Origin of the sequence: Pseudomonas urethralis (genome assembly GCF_021602465.1) — a bacterium.
Classification (GTDB): domain Bacteria; phylum Pseudomonadota; class Gammaproteobacteria; order Pseudomonadales; family Pseudomonadaceae; genus Aquipseudomonas; species Aquipseudomonas vlassakiae.
The window spans coordinates 333167-350533 of sequence record NZ_BQIJ01000006.1; the positions used below are offsets into that span (position 1 = coordinate 333167).

At 62.1% G+C, this 17367-nt stretch carries 18 protein-coding genes; 8 read left to right on the forward strand and 10 right to left on the reverse strand.

The window, feature by feature from the left end; translation table 11 throughout:
- Nucleotides 1–119: 119 nt before the first annotated feature.
- Nucleotides 120–2000, reverse strand: coding sequence for an esterase EstP (gene estP, locus L6D64_RS13050; protein ID WP_176506089.1), 1881 nt, complete (start codon nt 1998–2000; stop codon nt 120–122).
- A gap of 374 nt (nt 2001–2374) precedes the next feature.
- Between estP and L6D64_RS13055 the strand changes: the two genes are divergently transcribed.
- The 4 genes from L6D64_RS13055 (at nt 2375) to L6D64_RS13070 (ending at nt 5666) form a co-directional block, all read left to right on the forward strand.
- Nucleotides 2375–2968, forward strand: coding sequence for an aminodeoxychorismate/anthranilate synthase component II (locus L6D64_RS13055; protein ID WP_176506090.1), 594 nt, complete (start codon nt 2375–2377; stop codon nt 2966–2968).
- A gap of 9 nt (nt 2969–2977) precedes the next feature.
- Complete coding sequence (gene trpD / locus L6D64_RS13060; RefSeq protein ID WP_176506091.1) at nt 2978–4027, forward strand: anthranilate phosphoribosyltransferase; 1050 nt, start codon at nt 2978–2980, stop codon at nt 4025–4027.
- A complete protein-coding gene (gene trpC, locus L6D64_RS13065; RefSeq protein ID WP_176506092.1) occupies nt 4024–4857 on the forward strand; it encodes an indole-3-glycerol phosphate synthase TrpC in 834 nt (277 codons plus the stop codon). The genes trpD and trpC overlap by 4 nt, the downstream gene beginning before the upstream one ends.
- Nucleotides 4858–4961: 104 nt before the next feature.
- Nucleotides 4962–5666, forward strand: a complete 705-nt coding sequence (locus L6D64_RS13070) for a lipoate--protein ligase family protein (RefSeq protein ID WP_176506093.1) — start codon at nt 4962–4964, stop codon at nt 5664–5666.
- Here L6D64_RS13070 and crp read toward each other — a convergent pair.
- Complete coding sequence (gene crp / locus L6D64_RS13075; RefSeq protein ID WP_176506094.1) at nt 5663–6307, reverse strand: cAMP-activated global transcriptional regulator CRP; 645 nt, start codon at nt 6305–6307, stop codon at nt 5663–5665. The two genes, L6D64_RS13070 and crp, sit on opposite strands and share 4 nt — an antisense overlap.
- 189 nt (nt 6308–6496) lie before the next feature.
- Between crp and L6D64_RS13080 the strand changes: the two genes are divergently transcribed.
- Entirely contained in the window at nt 6497–6919 is a 423-nt protein-coding gene (locus L6D64_RS13080; RefSeq protein WP_039602515.1) for an OsmC family protein, read from the forward strand.
- Nucleotides 6920–6961: 42 nt separating this feature from the next.
- Here L6D64_RS13080 and L6D64_RS13085 read toward each other — a convergent pair whose 3' ends face one another.
- From L6D64_RS13085 to hemJ, 6 genes are all read right to left on the reverse strand, one after another.
- Complete coding sequence (locus tag L6D64_RS13085; protein WP_176506095.1) at nt 6962–8002, reverse strand: DUF2157 domain-containing protein; 1041 nt, start codon at nt 8000–8002, stop codon at nt 6962–6964.
- A gap of 13 nt (nt 8003–8015) precedes the next feature.
- Complete coding sequence (coq7, locus tag L6D64_RS13090; RefSeq protein ID WP_176506096.1) at nt 8016–8663, reverse strand: 2-polyprenyl-3-methyl-6-methoxy-1,4-benzoquinone monooxygenase; 648 nt, start codon at nt 8661–8663, stop codon at nt 8016–8018.
- A 66-nt stretch (nt 8664–8729) separates the two neighbouring features.
- A complete protein-coding gene (locus tag L6D64_RS13095; protein WP_176506097.1) occupies nt 8730–9068 on the reverse strand; it encodes a histidine triad nucleotide-binding protein in 339 nt (112 codons plus the stop codon).
- A gap of 62 nt (nt 9069–9130) precedes the next feature.
- On the reverse strand, nt 9131–9913 hold the full coding sequence (locus L6D64_RS13100) for an SDR family NAD(P)-dependent oxidoreductase (RefSeq protein WP_176506098.1): 783 nt from the start codon (nt 9911–9913) through the stop codon (nt 9131–9133).
- A gap of 67 nt (nt 9914–9980) precedes the next feature.
- Nucleotides 9981–10937: an NAD(P)H-dependent flavin oxidoreductase gene (locus L6D64_RS13105; RefSeq protein WP_176506099.1), complete on the reverse strand. Its 957-nt coding sequence runs from the start codon at nt 10935–10937 to the stop codon at nt 9981–9983.
- Between the two features lie 22 nt (nt 10938–10959).
- On the reverse strand, nt 10960–11385 hold the full coding sequence (hemJ, locus tag L6D64_RS13110; RefSeq protein WP_176506100.1) for a protoporphyrinogen oxidase HemJ: 426 nt from the start codon (nt 11383–11385) through the stop codon (nt 10960–10962).
- Nucleotides 11386–11527: 142 nt separating this feature from the next.
- On the opposite strand from hemJ, the gene argC reads away from it, so the two are divergent.
- Nucleotides 11528–12562 carry an N-acetyl-gamma-glutamyl-phosphate reductase gene (gene argC / locus L6D64_RS13115; protein ID WP_099813712.1) on the forward strand — a complete coding sequence of 345 codons (1035 nt, stop codon included), beginning with the start codon at nt 11528–11530 and terminating at the stop codon, nt 12560–12562.
- Between the two features lie 146 nt (nt 12563–12708).
- Nucleotides 12709–13059 (forward strand): iron-sulfur cluster insertion protein ErpA, encoded by a 351-nt coding sequence (erpA, locus tag L6D64_RS13120; RefSeq protein ID WP_015268740.1) that lies wholly within the window; start codon nt 12709–12711, stop codon nt 13057–13059.
- A gap of 58 nt (nt 13060–13117) precedes the next feature.
- On the opposite strand, the gene L6D64_RS13125 is transcribed toward erpA, so the two are convergent.
- Both L6D64_RS13125 and L6D64_RS13130 read right to left on the reverse strand, forming a co-directional pair.
- Nucleotides 13118–14209, reverse strand: coding sequence for an anhydro-N-acetylmuramic acid kinase (locus L6D64_RS13125; protein ID WP_176506101.1), 1092 nt, complete (start codon nt 14207–14209; stop codon nt 13118–13120).
- A 3-nt stretch (nt 14210–14212) separates the two neighbouring features.
- The gene (locus L6D64_RS13130) at nt 14213–15631 is read right to left on the reverse strand and encodes a peptidoglycan DD-metalloendopeptidase family protein (RefSeq protein WP_176506102.1); all 1419 of its coding nucleotides are present in this window, start codon (nt 15629–15631) and stop codon (nt 14213–14215) included.
- A gap of 215 nt (nt 15632–15846) precedes the next feature.
- Between L6D64_RS13130 and tyrS the strand changes: the two genes are divergently transcribed.
- Nucleotides 15847–17046, forward strand: a complete 1200-nt coding sequence (gene tyrS / locus L6D64_RS13135) for a tyrosine--tRNA ligase (protein WP_176506103.1) — start codon at nt 15847–15849, stop codon at nt 17044–17046.
- Nucleotides 17047–17367: the final 321 nt, after the last annotated feature.

Sequence of the window (17367 nt, forward strand, 5' to 3'; positions counted from 1 at the left end):
GGCTGCTTTGCAGCCCATTCGCGGCTAAAGCCGTCCCAGGGTATGCACCGCTTCAATGCTGTGCGCTACCTATAGGAGCGGCTTTAGCCGCGAAAGGGCCGCAAAGCGGCCCCAACGATCTAGAAGTCCACACTCACTCCCAGGCTCACCCCCTGCTGGGTCAGTTCATCACTCTTGCGCCAGTTGTAATTACCGCGCAGATGCACCCCCGCCACCAGTTCATGGCTCACTCCCAGGCTAGCCCGGGTCAGGTCGCTGTGCGGCGTATACCCAGTCAGCGTGAAGTCATTGGCCGGCCACGTCGTCAGGTGCAAGGTCACATCCTGTTGGTCATCCTCGAACTCGTGCTCCTGCGCCACCTCGGCAAACAGCCGGGTGCCCGGCAGTACCTGCACGCTGCCTAGCAGCCCAACGCCCAGGCGCCGCGAAGTCCGCTCCTGATCATCAAGGCCCAGCGCAGTCGATCGCCCGCTTTTTTCGTCATAGCCATCCACTTTTACCCGCGCATAATCGGCACTGATAAAAGGTGCCAGTTGCCAGCTGCTGCTTTCGGCCGCCAGGTTGTAGCCCACCCGGGCAGTCACGGCCCAGGCCTCGCCATCGGTGTCACCCTTTTCACTGCGGTCATTGACGCCAAGTGCGAAGGTGCGTTTGAGGTCGTGGTAGTCCAGATGGCCCGCGCTCAACGCGGCATCGGCCCACCAGCGGTCTTGCCGGAACTGGGCGAAGGCACTGGCCAGGTAGCTGTCGAGCTTGTAGTCCGAGTCCTGTTCACCGGCCTCCAGCTTCTGCCGGTATGCACCACCGGCAAGGCCCAGGCGCCAGGCGTCGTTGAGACGGTAACTGCCGCCCAAGGTCAGGTTGTAGCCGTGTCCGTCAGCGCTGGCAGCACTGCGCTGGTCATCGAAGTCCAGGTCCTGGCCACCGGTGCTGACGAAAGCTTGCCATTGGCCGACGGCCTGCCAGGGTGACTGCCACTGATTGCGCAGTTCGTCCTGGTGCGCACGCAAGCTGGCGTGAGCCATTTCCGGCAACAGGGTCAACTCCCAAGGAGCAGAAATGATCGAGTAGGCGTAGTCGGCAATCAGTTGCTGGCCAGCAATGGTCGGGTGTACCGAGTCATTGAACAGCAGTTTGCTCGGATCTGGCGTTGTGCCGTTGATGCCATATAGCGGGTTCTCCACGCACCCTTCGCCGCTGTAGCAGGTGCCAACCAGGTTCTGGCCGACGGCCAGGCCGAACTGACCGGGGCTGGACAGGGCCTCGCTCAGCAGCACGGGAATGTTCAGCGGGATGATTTCGGCATCGATCTGCCGCAGTTGGCTGAGCAGCGACTGGTTGAACGCACCAGACAGCAGCGACAACGGGTTTTGCTGGGGTGTGCCGCTGAAGTTCGGGGTCTGTCCGAGGTCGGGCAACAGCCAGACCATGATGTAGCGGGCCCCACCTTGCTGCAGCGCCTGGGCACTGGCGGCCAGACGGCCGCCGGCGGCGATGGCATCGGCCGGGCTGTTCACCAGCCCTTGCAGGAAGTCGTTGCCGCCGCCTGTCAGGTAGTACAGCGCGTCGGGATCGGCGCGCAGGCCATTGGCCAGGTAGCCAGGGCGCTCACGCAGTACAAGGCCAGCACCTTCCCGGCCCGGCGGGATGACGGTTTCCGATGTCGTGGTGATCGAATCGAGGATCTGCTGGGTGGTGTAGCCGCCGACCGCCCAGTTGTTGCCATCGGCAATCCCCAGCAACGGATTGACGGGGGAGGTGGAGGGGCCGAGCGCTGTCGGGTTCACGCCCAGCCGACCGCCCAGGATCATCGGCGACACCGGGGCGTAGTCGCCATTGGCATCGCGGTTGGTGAAGCGTGCGCCACCAAACTGCCCGGCATCACTGAGGCTGTCGCCAAACACGATCAATGTGGAGTAGGGCGAAGGCGCGGCGAAGGCCTGGCTGCAGGCCAAGGCCAGCGAGGCGAGGGTAAACCGTACCAGGGGTGCTTTTCGCATCGTTGAACATCCTTTTCATTGTTTTTATGAGGAGTAGCTGCTCGACCTTAGCAAATCGCTTTGCATCCCTCCCAAGTCCATTCGTTTCCCCGTGTTTACGGGCATATTGCGCCAGCCGCCCCGGTAGGCTACTGTGCCTGCAAGTATGAGCGAGACCTATCCTGTGTTGATCGTCAGCAAACTCTTGATGCGCGTAATCAAGGCCCACGCCCGTTGGCGTTGGCGCGCCTGACTTTATCTCCTGCCGGCCAGTCCGGCCTGTCCCCGTTTACCTTCCTGTCCGTTTAGCGACTGCCCTTCGTGGCCAAACCGTGCCTGCGGCGGTGTAGGAAGGTTCGTTTTTTGAAGTCAGTAGATTCAAGAGGTTTAGCCCGATGTTACTGATGATCGACAATTACGACTCATTCACTTACAACGTTGTTCAGTACCTTGGCGAGCTGGGTGCCGAGGTCAAGGTCATTCGCAATGACGAAATGACCATCGCCGAGATCGAAGCCCTCAAGCCCGAGCGCATCGTCGTCTCCCCTGGCCCGTGCACGCCGAGCGAAGCGGGCGTGTCCATCGAAGCCATCCTGCATTTTGCCGGCAAGCTGCCGATCCTGGGGGTCTGCCTGGGCCACCAGTCCATCGGCCAGGCCTTCGGCGGTGATGTGGTGCGTGCCCGTCAGGTCATGCATGGCAAGACCAGCCCGGTGCACCACCGCGACCTCGGCGTGTTCGCCGAGCTCAACAACCCGCTCACGGTGACCCGCTACCACTCCCTCGTGGTCAAGCGCGAAACCCTGCCCGATTGCCTGGAGGTCACCGCCTGGACTGTCCATGAAGACGGTTCGGTCGACGAGATCATGGGCCTGCGCCACAAGACCTTGAACATTGAAGGGGTACAGTTCCACCCCGAGTCCATCCTCACCGAGCAGGGCCACGAGCTGTTCGCCAACTTCCTCAAGCAGACCGGCGGCCGCCGCTAAGGATCGATCATGGATATCAAGAGCGCGTTGGGCCGCATTGTCGGTCACCTGGACCTCAGCACCGATGAAATGCGTGATGTCATGCGCCAGATCATGACCGGCCAGTGCAGCGAGGCGCAGATCGGCGCCTTCCTGATGGGCATGCGCATGAAGAGCGAGAGCATTGACGAGATCGTCGGTGCGGTCTCGGTGATGCGCGAGCTGGCTGACAAAGTCGAACTGAAAAGCCTCGATGGCGTGGTGGATATCGTCGGTACCGGCGGTGATGGCGCCAACATCTTCAACGTTTCCACCGCCTCCTCGTTTGTCCTCGCCGCTGCCGGCTGCAGTGTGGCCAAGCATGGCAACCGTGCCGTGTCGGGCAAGAGCGGCAGCGCCGACCTGCTGGAAGCCGCCGGTATCTACCTGAACCTGACCCCGACCCAGGTCGCTCGCTGCATCGACAGCTTGGGCATCGGTTTCATGTTCGCCCAGAGCCATCACAGTGCCATGAAATACGCCGCTGGCCCGCGTCGCGATCTGGGGCTGCGTACCCTGTTCAACATGCTCGGCCCGCTTACGAACCCGGCCGGTGTGAAGCACCAGGTGGTCGGCGTGTTCACCCAGGCGCTATGCCGCCCGTTGGCCGAGGTCCTGCAGCGCCTGGGCAGCAAGCATGTGCTGGTGGTGCACTCTAAGGATGGCCTGGACGAGTTCAGCCTGGCTGCGCCAACCTTTGTCGCCGAGCTGAAGAATGGCGAGATCACTGAGTATTGGGTCGAACCCGAAGACCTCGGCATGAAGAGCCAGAGCCTGCATGGCTTGGCTGTCGAGACGCCGCAGGCTTCGCTGGAGCTGATCCGCGATGCCCTGGGCCGGCGCAAGACCGAAAACGGCCAGAAGGCCGCCGAAATGATCGTGCTCAATGCTGGCGCGGCACTGTATGCCGCTGACCATGCCATGAGCCTGAAGGCTGGCGTGGAACTGGCCCACGACGTACTGCACACCGGGCTGGCCTGGGAGAAACTGCAGGAACTGGGCGCCTTTACTGCAGTATTCAAGGTGGAGAACGAAGCATGAGTGTGCCGACGGTGCTGGAAAAGATCATCGCCCGCAAGTTCCAGGAAGTGGCCGAGCGCAGCGCGCGCGTCAGCCTGGCCGATCTGGAGCGCAAGGCCAAGGCAGCGGATGCCCCACGTGGCTTTGCCAATGCGCTTATTGAGCAGGCCAAGCGCAAGCAGCCAGCGGTAATCGCCGAAATCAAGAAGGCGTCGCCGAGCAAAGGTGTGATCCGCGAAGACTTCGTGCCGGCGGACATCGCCGTCAGCTACGAGAAGGGCGGGGCGACCTGCCTCTCGGTGCTGACCGATGTGGATTACTTCCAGGGCGCGGACGAGTACCTGCAGCAGGCGCGCGCCGCGGTTTCGCTGCCGGTGATCCGCAAGGACTTCATGGTCGACCCCTACCAGATCGTCGAGGCCCGTGCCCTGGGTGCTGACTGCGTGCTGTTGATCGTGTCGGCGCTGGATGATGTGAAAATGGTCGAGCTGGCCTCGGTGGCCAAGGACCTCGGCCTGGACGTGCTGGTCGAAGTGCATGACAGCGGTGAACTGGAGCGTGCGCTGAACAACCTCGATACGCCGCTGGTGGGTGTGAACAACCGTAACCTGCACACCTTCGAGGTCAGCCTGGAAGCCACCCTCGACTTGCTGCCGCGCATCCCACGTGACCGCCTGGTGGTTACCGAGAGCGGTATTCTCAACCGCGCCGATGTCGAACTGATGGAAATCAACGAGGTGTATTCGTTCCTGGTTGGTGAGGCGTTCATGCGCGCCCCGCAGCCGGGGCTGGAACTGCAGCGGTTGTTCTTCCCGGATCAGGTGAAGAAGACCGTTCAGACGCTGGATTGATTGAAACGAAGCCGGCTTTATGCCGGCTTTTTTGTATGCCTGTTCCGGCCTCTTCGCGGACGTGCCCGTAAAAGGTCGGTGAAACCAACATCAAAGGTGGATCAATGACCGATCAACCCCTGGCCCTGACCGTCGAACAGGGCCTTCAAGCCGAGCAGGAGCTGTTGGCTGCCGTTTGCCGAGGCGAGCGCGATTGCGGCGTGTTGTTCTGGCGCCCCACCGACCACGCTCTGGTCATGCCCCGGCGCATGAGCCGGCTGGAAAACTTCGAAGCCGCATGTGCCGAGCTGGCGATTGCCGGCTGGCCTATCCTGCTGCGTGAAACGGGCGGCGAGCCAGTGCCGCAGTCGCACGCCACGGTGAACATTGCGCTGGTCTACGTGGCCCCGCGCAGCGAAGGCGACCATGGCCGTATCGAAAGCGCCTACGAGCGTCTGTGCTTGCCTTTGTGCGACGTGTTGCGCGAGTGGGGCGGCGTCGCTTCGGTAGGTGAAATCGACGGTGCTTTCTGCGATGGCCGTTACAACGTTAACCTCAATGGCCGCAAGCTGGTCGGCACGGCCCAGCGCTGGCGCCAGGGCCTGGGTGGCAAACGCCCGGTGGTGCTGGTGCATGGTGCGCTGCTGCTGGACAACGAGCGCGAGTCGATGGTCGCAGCGGTCAACCGCTTCAATGAGTGCTGCGACCTGGAGCAACGCTGCCGCGCCGACAGCCATATCGCCTTGCACGAAGTGGCGCCTGAGGCACCCTGGTTCGAGCGCCTGTCCCTGGCCTATGACGAGGTGTTGGCAGCCCTTCCCAGAGATTAACGAGTGCCGTAGACCACCATGGTCTTGCCCTTGACCTGTACCAGGCTGCGCTCCTCGAGGTCCTTGAGGACGCGGCCGACCATTTCCCGCGAGCAACCGACGATGCGGCCGATTTCCTGTCGGGTGATCTTGATCTGCATGCCGTCCGGGTGGGTCATGGCATCCGGTTGCTTGCACAGGTCGAGCAGGCAACGGGCCACGCGACCGGTGACGTCAAAGAAGGCCAGGTCGCCAACCTTTCGTGTGGTGTTGCGCAGGCGTTGGGCCATCTGGCTGCCCAGGGCGTAGAGAATCTCCGGGTCCAGGCGGGCCAGTTCGCGAAACTTTTCGTAGCTGATCTCGGCGACTTCGCACTCGGTCTTGGCCCGCACCCAAGCGCTGCGCTGTTGTTCGCCACCGAGCGGTTCGAACAGCCCCAGTTCGCCAAAGAAGTCGCCATGGTTGAGGTAGGCGATGATCATCTCGTGACCTTCGTCGTCTTCGATCAGGATGGTGACCGAGCCCTTGATGATGAACGACAGCGTTTCGGCACGGTCGCCTGCGCAGATGATATTGCTTTTGGCGGTGTAGCGGCGGCGCTGGCAATGAACCAGCAGTTTGTCGATGTTCTTGATCTTGGCGGGTAGGGCTGAGGCAACCATCACGAAATCCTGTTCGAGGCGAGGCATAGGCTCTTCTAAACCTTGTCTGACGCGACGCGCCAGTCAATTGGCGCCAGCTTATCAGACAGCGCTTGAAGTTTTGCCACTAAAGCGACTCGCATTGAGCTTTTCCGACAGGCATACAAGGCTTAAGCTGACACCCTTTTGCGAATCCAGGAGTACGGACAGATGAAGGCACGCATCCAGTGGGCCGGTGAAGCGATGTTCCTCGGTGAATCGGGGAGCGGCCACGTGGTGGTGATGGACGGCCCGCCCGAGGCGGGCGGCCGCAACCTGGGCGTGCGCCCGATGGAAATGCTCCTGCTCGGCCTTGGGGGCTGCAGCAGCTTCGACGTGGTGAGCATCCTGAAGAAGTCGCGCCAGGCGGTGGAAAGCTGCGAAGCGTTCCTGGACGCCGAGCGTGCCAGTGAAGACCCGAAGGTGTTCACCAAGATCCACATGAACTTCGTGGTCAAAGGGCGAGGGCTGAAAGAGGCTCAGGTCAAGCGTGCGGTGGAGCTGTCGGCTGAGAAGTACTGCTCGGCGTCGATCATGCTCGAGCGTGCCGGTGTTGAAATCACCCATGGCTATGAAATCGTAGAGCTGGGCTGAGTCCGACGATCGGGGCCGAACAGCGGCCCCGGCGAGCCCCAGTCAGTCACGCAGGGCCGGGAAGGCGCTCAGCAACCATGCCGGCAAACTGCTTCTGACCGCCCGGCTCAACTGCTCCCGCCGCTTTTGATACCCCAACCCCAGGCCGATCACCCCCAGCCCGATGAAGGTCAGCACCAGCGGGAACAGCAGCGACTCGGCAAACACGTCGTAAGACAGATAACCCAGATAAGCTGCTACCCCCAGCGCGCCGAACACCATGAACACCGGCCGGCGCAACAACACCGCAGCCCCCATCAAGGCCAAGTTGATCAGGCAGTACAGCGCCTTGCCCAGTTCACTGTCACTTTCCATCATCGTCAGCCCGCCCCAGAATGCCGCCAGGCCAGCCAGATAGCCCCAGTGGGCATAGTCCTCGCGGGTACGCCCGTCGACGATCAGGAATACCAGAAGCAAGCCGAGCCCGAACCACAGTGACACCGTGCGCCGCTGTTCCCAGGAGAAGGGCGAGCCGTACACCCATTCGCTCAGGTCCATCGACATGAACCACAGGGCCACGGCGATCGGCATCACCACGAAGGGGTAGGGAACCAGGCGCAGCATGAGCAGCCCGGCAACCACGGTGGCGGCCTCCATCAGCAGCCAGCCGCCCTGCACGTAGGTGTAGTACTGGTGATAGTCCGCTTGCGCATCATCCAGTGGCCACCAGCCCGTCAGGCGCTCGATGGCGAACACGACCAACGGCACGATGCTGACCGCGACGGCGGCCAGTACCCCGGCGGCAACCGGTTGCTTGCGCCCCTTCAGGTTGAGGGCGAACGAGGTGAGCAGAACGACATAAAGCGTGGCGATGGCCAGCAAGGCCCCGTCACCCATGGTCATCCAGGCTTCGGTGAGCAGCCAGCCCATTGCCCCCATGATCAGCAGGGCGCCGAAGTAAAAGGCGACATGGGCAAGCTGGAAACTGCCCTGGGCTGGCGTTTGCTGGCGCAGGAAAGCCAGCAAGGCCTGGTCTTGGCCGGGCTGCAGAATGCCGGCTTGCACGGCGCGCGCCAGGTCCTTGGCGTCGATACGGTCCCTCATGCGTGTGTCCTTGTCAGATGCGGTAGGTACTTTTGGTCATGACCTTGGCCAGCAGGCTCATGCCGAAACGCACCGGCATCGGGAAGCGGTAGCCGCCAGCTTCAAGCGCAGACTCGGCGTGCTGTTCTTCATCCACGCGCATCTGTTCGAGGATGGCGCGGGATTTCTCGTCTTCCTGCGGCAGCTGTTCCAGGTGTTCGTCCAGGTGCTTGCAGACCTGATGCTCGGTAGCGGCGACGAAACCCAGGCTGACTTTGTCGCTGACCAGGCCGGCGAGAGCACCAATGCCGAATGACATGCCGTAGAACAGTGGGTTGAGCACGCTCGGGTGGCTGCCCAGCTGGCGGATGCGTTGTTCGCACCAGGCCAGGTGGTCGACTTCCTCTTCGGCAGCCTGTTCCATGGCCTTGCGCACTTGCGGCAGCTTGGCGGTCAGGGCCTGGCCCTGATACAACGCCTGGGCGCAGACTTCGCCGGTATGGTTGATGCGCATCAGCCCGGCAATGTGGCGGGTCTGGTTGTCATCCAGTTCCGCATCAGGCTGGATGATCGCCGGCGAGGGACGGGAGGGTTGGCCGCTGAAGGGTAGCAAGGTGCGCATGGCGGTATCGGCCTGCAGCAACAAGCGGTCGAGCGGCGAGTAGTGACGTTCGGTAGCCATCGGGCACCTCCGCTGAAGTGATGCCCGACAGTTTACCTCAATCGCTCAGGAGGAGCTTGCCTTGGGTCAGCCCGGCGGCCAGTGCATCTGGCGCTGGCCAAGCACGTGCATGTGGATGTGATAGACGGTCTGGCCGCCTAGCTCGTTGCAGTTCATGACCACGCGGAAGCCATCCTCGCAGCCCAGTTCCTTGGCCAGGCGCTGGGCGGTAAACAGGATGTGGCCGGCCAGGCCCTTGTCCTCTTCGGTCAGGTCATTGAGGGTGCGGATGCGCTTCTTCGGGATGACCAGAAAATGCACCGGCGCCTGCGGCGCGATGTCATGGAACGCCAGAACCTGGTCGTCCTCGTAAATGATCTTCGCCGGGATCTCCCGGTTGATGATCTTGATGAATAGATCTTCCACAGCACTTGCTCCATGGTGAGTGTCGGCCGAGTGTACTCAGCCGGGCGTCACTCGCCCAGTGGCTATTCCATGCCAACCGGGCAGTAACGGCGATGGATGAAGCCGGCCAGCTTGCGTGTCAACCAGCGCGGCAGCAGGCGCGGAGCGAAGGCCAGCCAGCGATTACGCCGTACCGGCATGATCACTGCGCGATTTTTCGCCAATGCGCGCACCGTGTACAACGCCACTTCCTCAGGGCTCAGGCAACGGCTGTTGCCTTCAAGCCGGGGGATGCGCCGGCGCGACGAACGTACCGGGCCGGGGCAAAGCACCGAGACCTTGATGCCAGCATGCTTGAGCTCTTCTCGCAGCGCTTCGCTGAAATGCATCACATAGGCTTTGCTGGCGGCATAGGTGGCCATGCCCGGCCCCGGTGCCGCGGCGGCCAGGCCGGCGACGTTGAGGATCTGCCCGCCACCTTGCACCGCCATCAGGTTGCCAATGGCGTGGCACAGTCGGCTCAGGGCAAGGATGTTGACCTCAAGCAAGTCCTGCTCGTCGGCCCACTCGTGGGCCAGGAACGGGCCATAGGTCCGCTGGCCGGCGCAGTTGGCGAGCAGGTCGATGCGTCGCTCGCCTTCTTCCAGTTCCAGTACGAAACCGGACAGCCGCAGGGGTTGGCTGAGGTCACAGGCGCGCAGCAGCACTTCGACGCCGAAGCGCTGGGCCAGCTCGAGCGCTATCGGCTCCAACGTTTCTCGATGGCGTGCCACCAGGATCAGGTTGCGCCCGCGCCGTGCCAGTGCTTCCGCCAGGGCCAGGCCCAGGCCGCTGGAAGCTCCGGTAATCATGGCGTAACGGGTCATGCAAGGCTCCTGGAGGCTGAAGAGGGCGCTTAGTGTACAGCCTGGCCGGGCGAGTTGTTGCCTTTTGCTACAAGGCCTTGTCGCGCAACGCCTGGGAACGCGCCAAGGCGGCGCGGTACTCGCCGTGCAGGCGCTCGATCAGTGTGGCGGCTGCAGGCAAGTCATGGATTTCGCCGACGCCCTGGCCGGCCGACCAGACGGTCTTCCAGGCCTTGGCTTCATCGTCGATCGGCTTGAGCTTGCCTTGTTCGTGAGCGGATTTCAGTGCCGCCATGTCATACCCGGCCTGTTCAAGGCTGGGGCGCAGGAAGCTGGCCGGAATGCCGGAGACGGCAGGCGTGTGGATGATGTCTGCGGCTTGGGCCTCAAGGAGCATCTGCTTGTAGGCTGCCTGGGCATGGCTTTCGTGGGTGGCAATGAAGCGCGTGCCCATGTAGGCCAGGTCGGCACCGAGCAATTGTGCAGCGAGAATCTCGTGGCCGTGGTTGATGCAGCCGGCCAGCAGCAGGGTCTTGTCGAAGAACTGGCGGATCTCGGCCGCCAGCGCGAACGGGCTCCAGGTACCGGCATGGCCACCGGCGCCGGCTGCCACGGCGATCAGGCCGTCGACGCCGGCGTCGGCGGCTTTCTCGGCGTGACGGCGGGTGGTGACGTCGTGGAACACCAGGCCGCCATAGCCGTGCACTGCATCCACCACCTCCTTCACGGCGCCGAGGCTGGTGATGACAATGGGTACGCGGTGCTCGACGCACAGTGCGAGGTCAGCCTGTAACCTCGGGTTGGTCGGGTGGACGATCAGGTTCACCGCATAGGGTGCTGGCGCCTGCAACTGTGCCAGTCCCGCCTCGATTTCTTCCAGCCAGGCCTTGAAACTGGTGCTGTCACGTTGGTTCAACGCCGGGAAACTGCCAACCACGCCACTGCCACAGCAGGCCAGTACCAGCTCGGGGTTGGAAATCAGGAACATCGGCGCTGCCACCACAGGCAAGCGCAGGCGTTGTTCAAGCGAAGCGGGCAGGGACATGGATCAGGCTCCATCTGTTATGTCAGAACGGTTTGACCACCACGAGCATCACGATGCCCAGCAGGAACAGTACGGGCACCTCGTTGAACCAGCGGTAGTAGACGTGGCTGCGGGTATTGTTGCCAGCGGCGAAGCGTTTGCGCTGAGCGCCACAGATGTGATGGTAGCCGGTCAGCAGAATCACCAGGGTGAGCTTGGCATGCAGCCAGCCCTGGCTCAGCCATCCGGGTGTCAGGTAGAGCATCCAGGCGCCAAACACGTAAGTGGCGATCATTGCCGGGTTCATGATGCCGCGGTACAGCTTGCGCTCCATGGTAACGAAGCGTTCCTGGCTGATGCTGTCCTGGCTCTGGGCGTGGTAAACGAACAGCCTGGGCAGGTAGAACAGGCCGGCGAACCAGCAGACCACGCTGACGATATGCAGCGCTTTGATCCATAGGTAAAGCATGGAGGGAGTTCCTTCAGGTAATCACGGTCGTCAGATAGTAGAGCTCAAGCGCTCGAAGGGGCACCCCAAGAGTTGTTACAGCCGCTTTGCCCCCCTATCATCGTGCGCTTTCCAGACGGCTCGTTGATAAGGGGCAAGCGTTATGATCAAGGTCGGTATCGTCGGCGGCACGGGTTACACCGGCGTCGAACTGTTGCGTCTGCTGGCACAGCATCCTCAGGCCGAAGTGGCGGTCATCACTTCGCGCTCCGAAGCGGGCGTGGCGGTCGCCGACATGTATCCGAACCTGCGCGGCCACTATGACGGCCTGGCTTTCAGCGTGCCGGACAGTAAAACCTTGGCCGCTTGCGACGTGGTGTTCTTCGCCACGCCGCACGGGGTCGCCCATGCCCTGGCTGGCGAGCTGTTGGCGGCCGGGACCAAGGTGATCGACCTGTCCGCCGACTTCCGCCTGCAGGATGCAGCCGAGTGGGGCAAATGGTATGGCCAGCCACATGGCGCGCCAGAGCTGCTCAAGGACGCCGTCTACGGTTTGCCTGAGGTCAACCGTGAAAAGATCCGCCAGGCACGCCTGATTGCCGTGCCGGGTTGCTACCCGACCGCTACCCAGCTGGGCTTCCTGCCTCTGCTCGAAGCTGGCCTGGCCGACCCCTCGCGCCTCATTGCCGACTGTAAGTCCGGCGTCAGCGGCGCTGGCCGTGGTGCAGCGGTGGGTTCGCTGTTCTGCGAGGCAGGCGAAAGCATGAAGGCCTACGCGGTCAAGGGCCATCGTCACCTGCCTGAAATCAGCCAGGGCCTGCGCCTGGCCGCTGGCAGGGATATCGGGCTGACCTTCGTGCCGCACCTGACTCCGATGATCCGTGGCATTCACGCCACTCTGTATGCGACCGTCGCCGACAAGTCGATCGACCTGCAGGCGCTGTTTGAAAAGCGCTACGCCGACGAGCCGTTCGTCGACGTGATGCCGGCCGGCAGCCACCCGGAAACCCGCAGCGTGCGCGGAGCCAACGTCTGCCGTATCGCCGTTCATCGCCCGCAGGGGGGGGATCTGGTGGTGGTGCTGTCGGTAATCGACAACCTGGTCAAAGGGGCTTCGGGCCAGGCGGTGCAGAACCTCAACATCCTGTTCGGCCTGGACGAGCGCATGGGCCTTTCCCATGCCGGCCTGCTGCCGTAAGCGCTCGCTGATGGAACAGGCCCGCCCAGTGCGGGCCTTTTTGTTTGTCGCGACTAAAGCCGCACAATTCTTGACCAATTTTCTCGGAGAAGCGGATAATGCGCGTCATCGAGTTTTATGGCGGCTACCGCGCCGGGAGAATCAACATGAGCGTCGAAACCTTCACCCCTACGGCTTTGGAATTCACCCACGGCGCCGCGCAAAAGGTGAAGAACCTGGTTTCCGAAGAAGGCAATGACCGCCTCAAGCTGCGCGTGTTCGTCACCGGTGGCGGCTGCTCGGGCTTCCAGTACGGGTTCACCTTCGATGAGGACGTGGCTGAAGACGACACCATTGTCGAGCGTGAAGGCGTTTCGCTGGTGGTCGACCCCATGAGCTTCCAGTATCTCGCCGGTGCCGAAGTGGACTATCAGGAAGGCCTGGAAGGTTCGCGCTTCGTGATCAAGAACCCGAATGCGGCGACCACCTGCGGTTGCGGTTCTTCGTTCTCGATCTGAGCCCAGGCTGTACGAAAACGCCGCGCTATTGCGCGGCGTTTTGCTTTCTGGCTTGGGGTCAGGCGGGGTAGATCGCGCCGAGTACGCGTAACCCCCTGGCCGCTGTCACACTGGGTCGATTGGCAGCAATGCCCTCGAGGCAACAGTGGGCGAGCCAGGCAAAGGCCATGGCCTCGACCCAGTCCGGATCCACGCCATGGGCACCGGTGCTGGTTACCCGGGCCTTGGGCAGCAGTTCGGCAAGCCGATTCATCAGGGCGCCATTGCGAGCGCCGCCGCCGCAGACCAGCAGTGCCTCGGTGCCATGCTGGGCGTTCTGCAACGATTCGACGATGCCGCGCGCAGTCAGCTCCAGCAGAGTGGCCTGGACATCTTCTTCACGGTAGCTCGGTAGACTCGCCAGGTGGCCATCCAGCCATGGCAGGTTGAACACTTCTCGGCCGGTGCTCTTCGGACCGGTGCCGGCGAAGAACGGGTCACTCAGCAGGCGGCTGAGCAGATCGCCCTGCACGATGCCGCTGGCCGCCCAGGCACCATCCGCGTCATAAGCCTGACCACGCTTGCGCTCGATCCAGGCGTCCAGCAGCACGTTGCCGGGCCCGCAGTCGAAGCCATGCACGGGCTTGTCCTCTTCGATCAGGCTCAGGTTGCTGAAACCACCCACATTGAGGACCGCCAGGCGCTGGCCGAGGTGGCCGAACAGGGTTTCATGGAAGGCTGGTACCAAGGGGGCGCCCTGGCCCCCTGCGGCTACATCGCGGCGGCGAAAATCGGCGACCACGCTGATACCGGTAAGCTCGGCGAGCAGCGCCGGGTTGCCGATCTGCACGGTAAAGCCGCGAGCCGGCTCATGGCGGATGGTCTGGCCATGGCTGCCGATGGCGCGAATGGCCTCGGCCGGCAGCCCTTGCTTGTCGAGCAACTGCCGTACGCCTTCACCTGCCAGGCTGGCCCAGTGGTTCTCTGCCAGCGCGGCGCGGGCAATCTCGTCAGGGCCGCTGCTGCAGAGGCTGAGCAGTTGCTGGCGCAGGTCGGTCGGCATGGGAAGGTAGTGAGTGGCGAGCAGCTGAAGCTGTTCGCCCTGATCGACCAGGGCGATATCCAGGCCATCAAGGCTGGTACCGGACATCACCCCCAGATAAAGCGCCATGGGTCAGCGCTTGTTGGCCGCGAGCATGGTGGCCTTTTCCTGGTCCATGCGGGCAATCAATGGTTGGCTCTGTTGCATGAAGCGCTGGCGTTCGTTCTTGGCGATCGGATCAGCCATCGGCACCTTCTGGCTCAGCGGGTCGACGTGCACGCCGTTTACCTGGAACTCGTAGTGCAGGTGCGGGCCGGTCGACAGACCAGTAGTACCGATGTAGCCAATGATCTGCCCCTGCTTCACGTTGCTGCCGGTCTTGATGCCCTTGGCGAAGCCCTGCATGTGACCGTAAAGGGTTTTGTAGCTGTTGCCGTGGGCAATGATCACGGTGTTGCCATAACCGCCGCGGCGGCCAGCCAGTTCGATGCGGCCATCACCGGCTGCCTTGATCGGCGTGCCACGCGGGGCGGCATAGTCCACGCCCTTGTGCGCGCGAATCTTGTTCAGGATCGGGTGCTTGCGGCCGGCGGAAAAGCGCGAGCTGATGCGGGCGAAGTCGACCGGGGTGCGGATGAAAGCCTTGCGCAGGCTGTTGCCGTCAGCGGTGTAGTAGCTGGTGTTGCCCTGCTTGTTGGTGTAGCGCACGGCGGTGTAGGTCTTGCCGCGGTTGGTGAAGCGTGCGGACAGGATGTTGCCGGTGCCGACCACCTTACCGTCCATGACCTTTTGCTCGTAGACCACGTCGAACTCGTCGCCCGGGCGGATATCCTGGGCGAAGTCGATGTCGTAGCCCAACACCTTGGCCATGTCCATGGTCATGCTGTGGGAAAGTCCGGCGCGCTGGGCAGATGCCGACAGCGAGCTTTTGATCACGCCATGGGCGTAAGCGGTGCGGACCACCGGCTTGCTGATCTCGCGATCGAAGGTGTAGCCCTTGGCGGTCCTGGTCAAGCGGATGGTTTCGAGGTTGCTGACCTTGCTGTGCAGGCTGGCCAGTTGGCCATCCTTGTCGAGTTCGAACTGCAGCACCTGGCCATGCTTGAGCTGACTGAACTGCTTGGCTTGCTTGTTGCTGGCCAGCAGGTCGTGCACGGCATTGGCCGGTAGACCTACCTTGGCGAACAGGGTGGACAGGGTGTCGCCACGGGATACGGTCACTTCGCGGTGACCTGGCTCCTTGGCCTCAGGCGTTTTCTCGGTGGCCGGCGCTTCTTGTGCTGCCTGCTCGGTGCTGGTCTCGGCGCCGTCGATCTGTGCGAAGGGGGAGCCCTGATCGCCCTGAGCCTGGACCAGCGGCGTGGTGCTGGATTCGTCCTTCAACTGCTCGGCCGGGCTTTCCAGCTCCAGGCTGAGGGTGGTCTTTTTGGCTTCGACCTCGCTGGAGGGAAATACCAGCAGTGCCAGGCTGAGCAGGGCGGCGATACCGCTGGCGGCCAACAGATGGCTTTTCGGATAAAGCGGGGGCGCTTTAGGCGTTTCGTTGGTCATAGGTAAGGTGACTTTGAAGAAAAATGAATATGGAAAAGATGAATGACATGATGAAGATGAAATAACTGTATAAAATATAACCAAATCCGCTTTCGCGCAAGGGCGCGTAGACGCCGTGACGCGTCGGTCGGGTCACATTTCATTTCGAAACTTGTAATTGATGGCCGATCTTGTATGGTTGGCTCCCTTTGAATCTGAGCCTTGCGGGTCTGTCTATGAAGTCGGTTGAAGAGCAGCTGGCGCTTATCAAGCGCGGTGCGGAAGAGGTATTGGTCGAGTCGGAACTGGTCGAGAAGCTCAAGCGTGGCCAGCCTCTGCGTATCAAGGCAGGCTTCGACCCGACTGCGCCTGACCTGCACTTGGGGCACACGGTGCTGATCAACAAGCTGCGCCAGTTCCAGGAGCTGGGGCATCAGGTCATCTTCCTGATCGGTGACTTCACTGGCATGATCGGTGACCCGAGCGGCAAGAGTGCCACGCGCCCACCGCTGACCCGCGAGCAGGTGCTGGAGAATGCCGAGACCTACAAGCAGCAGGTCTTCAAGATCCTCGACCCGGCCAAGACTGAAGTCGCGTTCAACTCGACCTGGATGGACCAGCTGACCCCGGCGGACTTCATCCGTCTGGCATCGCAGTACACCGTTGCACGCATGCTCGAGCGTGATGACTTCGACAAGCGCTACACCACCAACCAGCCGATCGCCATTCATGAGTTCCTTTACCCGCTGGTGCAGGGTTACGACTCCGTGGCGCTGAAGGCGGATGTGGAGCTGGGAGGGACCGATCAGAAATTCAACCTGCTGATGGGGCGCGAGCTGCAGCGTTCCTATGGGCAGGAAGCACAGAACATCGTGACCATGCCATTGCTCGAAGGGCTTGATGGCGTGAAGAAGATGTCCAAGTCGCTGGGCAACTATGTCGGCATCCAGGAGGCGCCGGGCGTGATGTACAGCAAGCTGGTGTCGATCCCGGACACACTGATGTGGCGTTACTTCGAGCTGCTGAGCTTCCGCTCGATGGAAGAGATCGATCAATTCCGCGCCGACGTGGCCAATGGCGCGAACCCGCGTGACATCAAGATCAAGCTGGCCGAAGAGATCGTTGCGCGTTTCCATGGCGAGGAAGCGGCGGCCAATGCTCATCGCGCGGCGGGCAACCGCATGAAAGAGGGCGAGTTGCCGGAAGACCTGCCGGAGATTGAAGTGGCTGCTGCCGAGGACCTGCCGATAGCTGCGGTGCTGAACCGTGCGGGCTTGGTCAAGAATTCGGCCCAGGCGCGTGACCTGCTCAATGGTGGGGCAGTGAAAGTCGATGGTGCGGTGGTCGACAAAGACTTCATCTTTGTCCTCGGCGCGACCCATGTGTGCCAGGCGGGTAAAAAGTCGTTTGCGCGGGTTACCCTGAAGGCGGAGTGACTGCTGCAGGGGTAGCTATATAGAAGCGGGGAGGCCGACAGGCCTCCCCGCTTTGTTTTCAGCGATCCTGAAGTTTCCTGAAATTAAAGGTTGACGGGGTTTCGAATCCCCTTATAATGCGCCCCACTTCCAGCGGCATCGGAACGACAAACTCTTTGAAATTCAACGAGTTAGGTAGTTACGGCGAGGTTGGAAGCGCTTCGATCGAATGATCGATGGCGGTTGAGATGAAGGTTGACAGCGGTTTTAAACGCTGTATTATTCGCCTCCCGCTACGAGAGATCGCAGCGAGTCAAGTGTTTGAAGCTAAACGAGTTTCTC

Excerpts from the sequence above, each read along its gene's own strand:
- L6D64_RS13130 (WP_176506102.1), bottom strand. The coding sequence starts at position 15,631 with ATGACCAACGAAACGCCTAAAGCGCCCCCGCTTTATCCGAAAAGCCAT.
- trpC (WP_176506092.1), top strand. The coding sequence starts at position 4,024 with ATGAGTGTGCCGACGGTGCTGGAAAAGATCATCGCCCGCAAGTTCCAG.
- argC (WP_099813712.1), top strand. The coding sequence starts at position 11,528 with ATGATCAAGGTCGGTATCGTCGGCGGCACGGGTTACACCGGCGTCGAA.
- L6D64_RS13070 (WP_176506093.1), top strand. The coding sequence starts at position 4,962 with ATGACCGATCAACCCCTGGCCCTGACCGTCGAACAGGGCCTTCAAGCC.
- crp (WP_176506094.1), bottom strand. The coding sequence starts at position 6,307 with ATGGTTGCCTCAGCCCTACCCGCCAAGATCAAGAACATCGACAAACTG.
- tyrS (WP_176506103.1), top strand. The coding sequence starts at position 15,847 with ATGAAGTCGGTTGAAGAGCAGCTGGCGCTTATCAAGCGCGGTGCGGAA.
- estP (WP_176506089.1), bottom strand. The coding sequence starts at position 2,000 with ATGCGAAAAGCACCCCTGGTACGGTTTACCCTCGCCTCGCTGGCCTTG.
- L6D64_RS13105 (WP_176506099.1), bottom strand. The coding sequence starts at position 10,937 with ATGTCCCTGCCCGCTTCGCTTGAACAACGCCTGCGCTTGCCTGTGGTG.
- erpA (WP_015268740.1), top strand. The coding sequence starts at position 12,709 with ATGAGCGTCGAAACCTTCACCCCTACGGCTTTGGAATTCACCCACGGC.
- L6D64_RS13085 (WP_176506095.1), bottom strand. The coding sequence starts at position 8,002 with ATGAGGGACCGTATCGACGCCAAGGACCTGGCGCGCGCCGTGCAAGCC.
- trpD (WP_176506091.1), top strand. The coding sequence starts at position 2,978 with ATGGATATCAAGAGCGCGTTGGGCCGCATTGTCGGTCACCTGGACCTC.
- L6D64_RS13080 (WP_039602515.1), top strand. The coding sequence starts at position 6,497 with ATGAAGGCACGCATCCAGTGGGCCGGTGAAGCGATGTTCCTCGGTGAA.
- coq7 (WP_176506096.1), bottom strand. The coding sequence starts at position 8,663 with ATGGCTACCGAACGTCACTACTCGCCGCTCGACCGCTTGTTGCTGCAG.
- L6D64_RS13055 (WP_176506090.1), top strand. The coding sequence starts at position 2,375 with ATGTTACTGATGATCGACAATTACGACTCATTCACTTACAACGTTGTT.
- L6D64_RS13125 (WP_176506101.1), bottom strand. The coding sequence starts at position 14,209 with ATGGCGCTTTATCTGGGGGTGATGTCCGGTACCAGCCTTGATGGCCTG.
- L6D64_RS13100 (WP_176506098.1), bottom strand. The coding sequence starts at position 9,913 with ATGACCCGTTACGCCATGATTACCGGAGCTTCCAGCGGCCTGGGCCTG.
- hemJ (WP_176506100.1), bottom strand. The coding sequence starts at position 11,385 with ATGCTTTACCTATGGATCAAAGCGCTGCATATCGTCAGCGTGGTCTGC.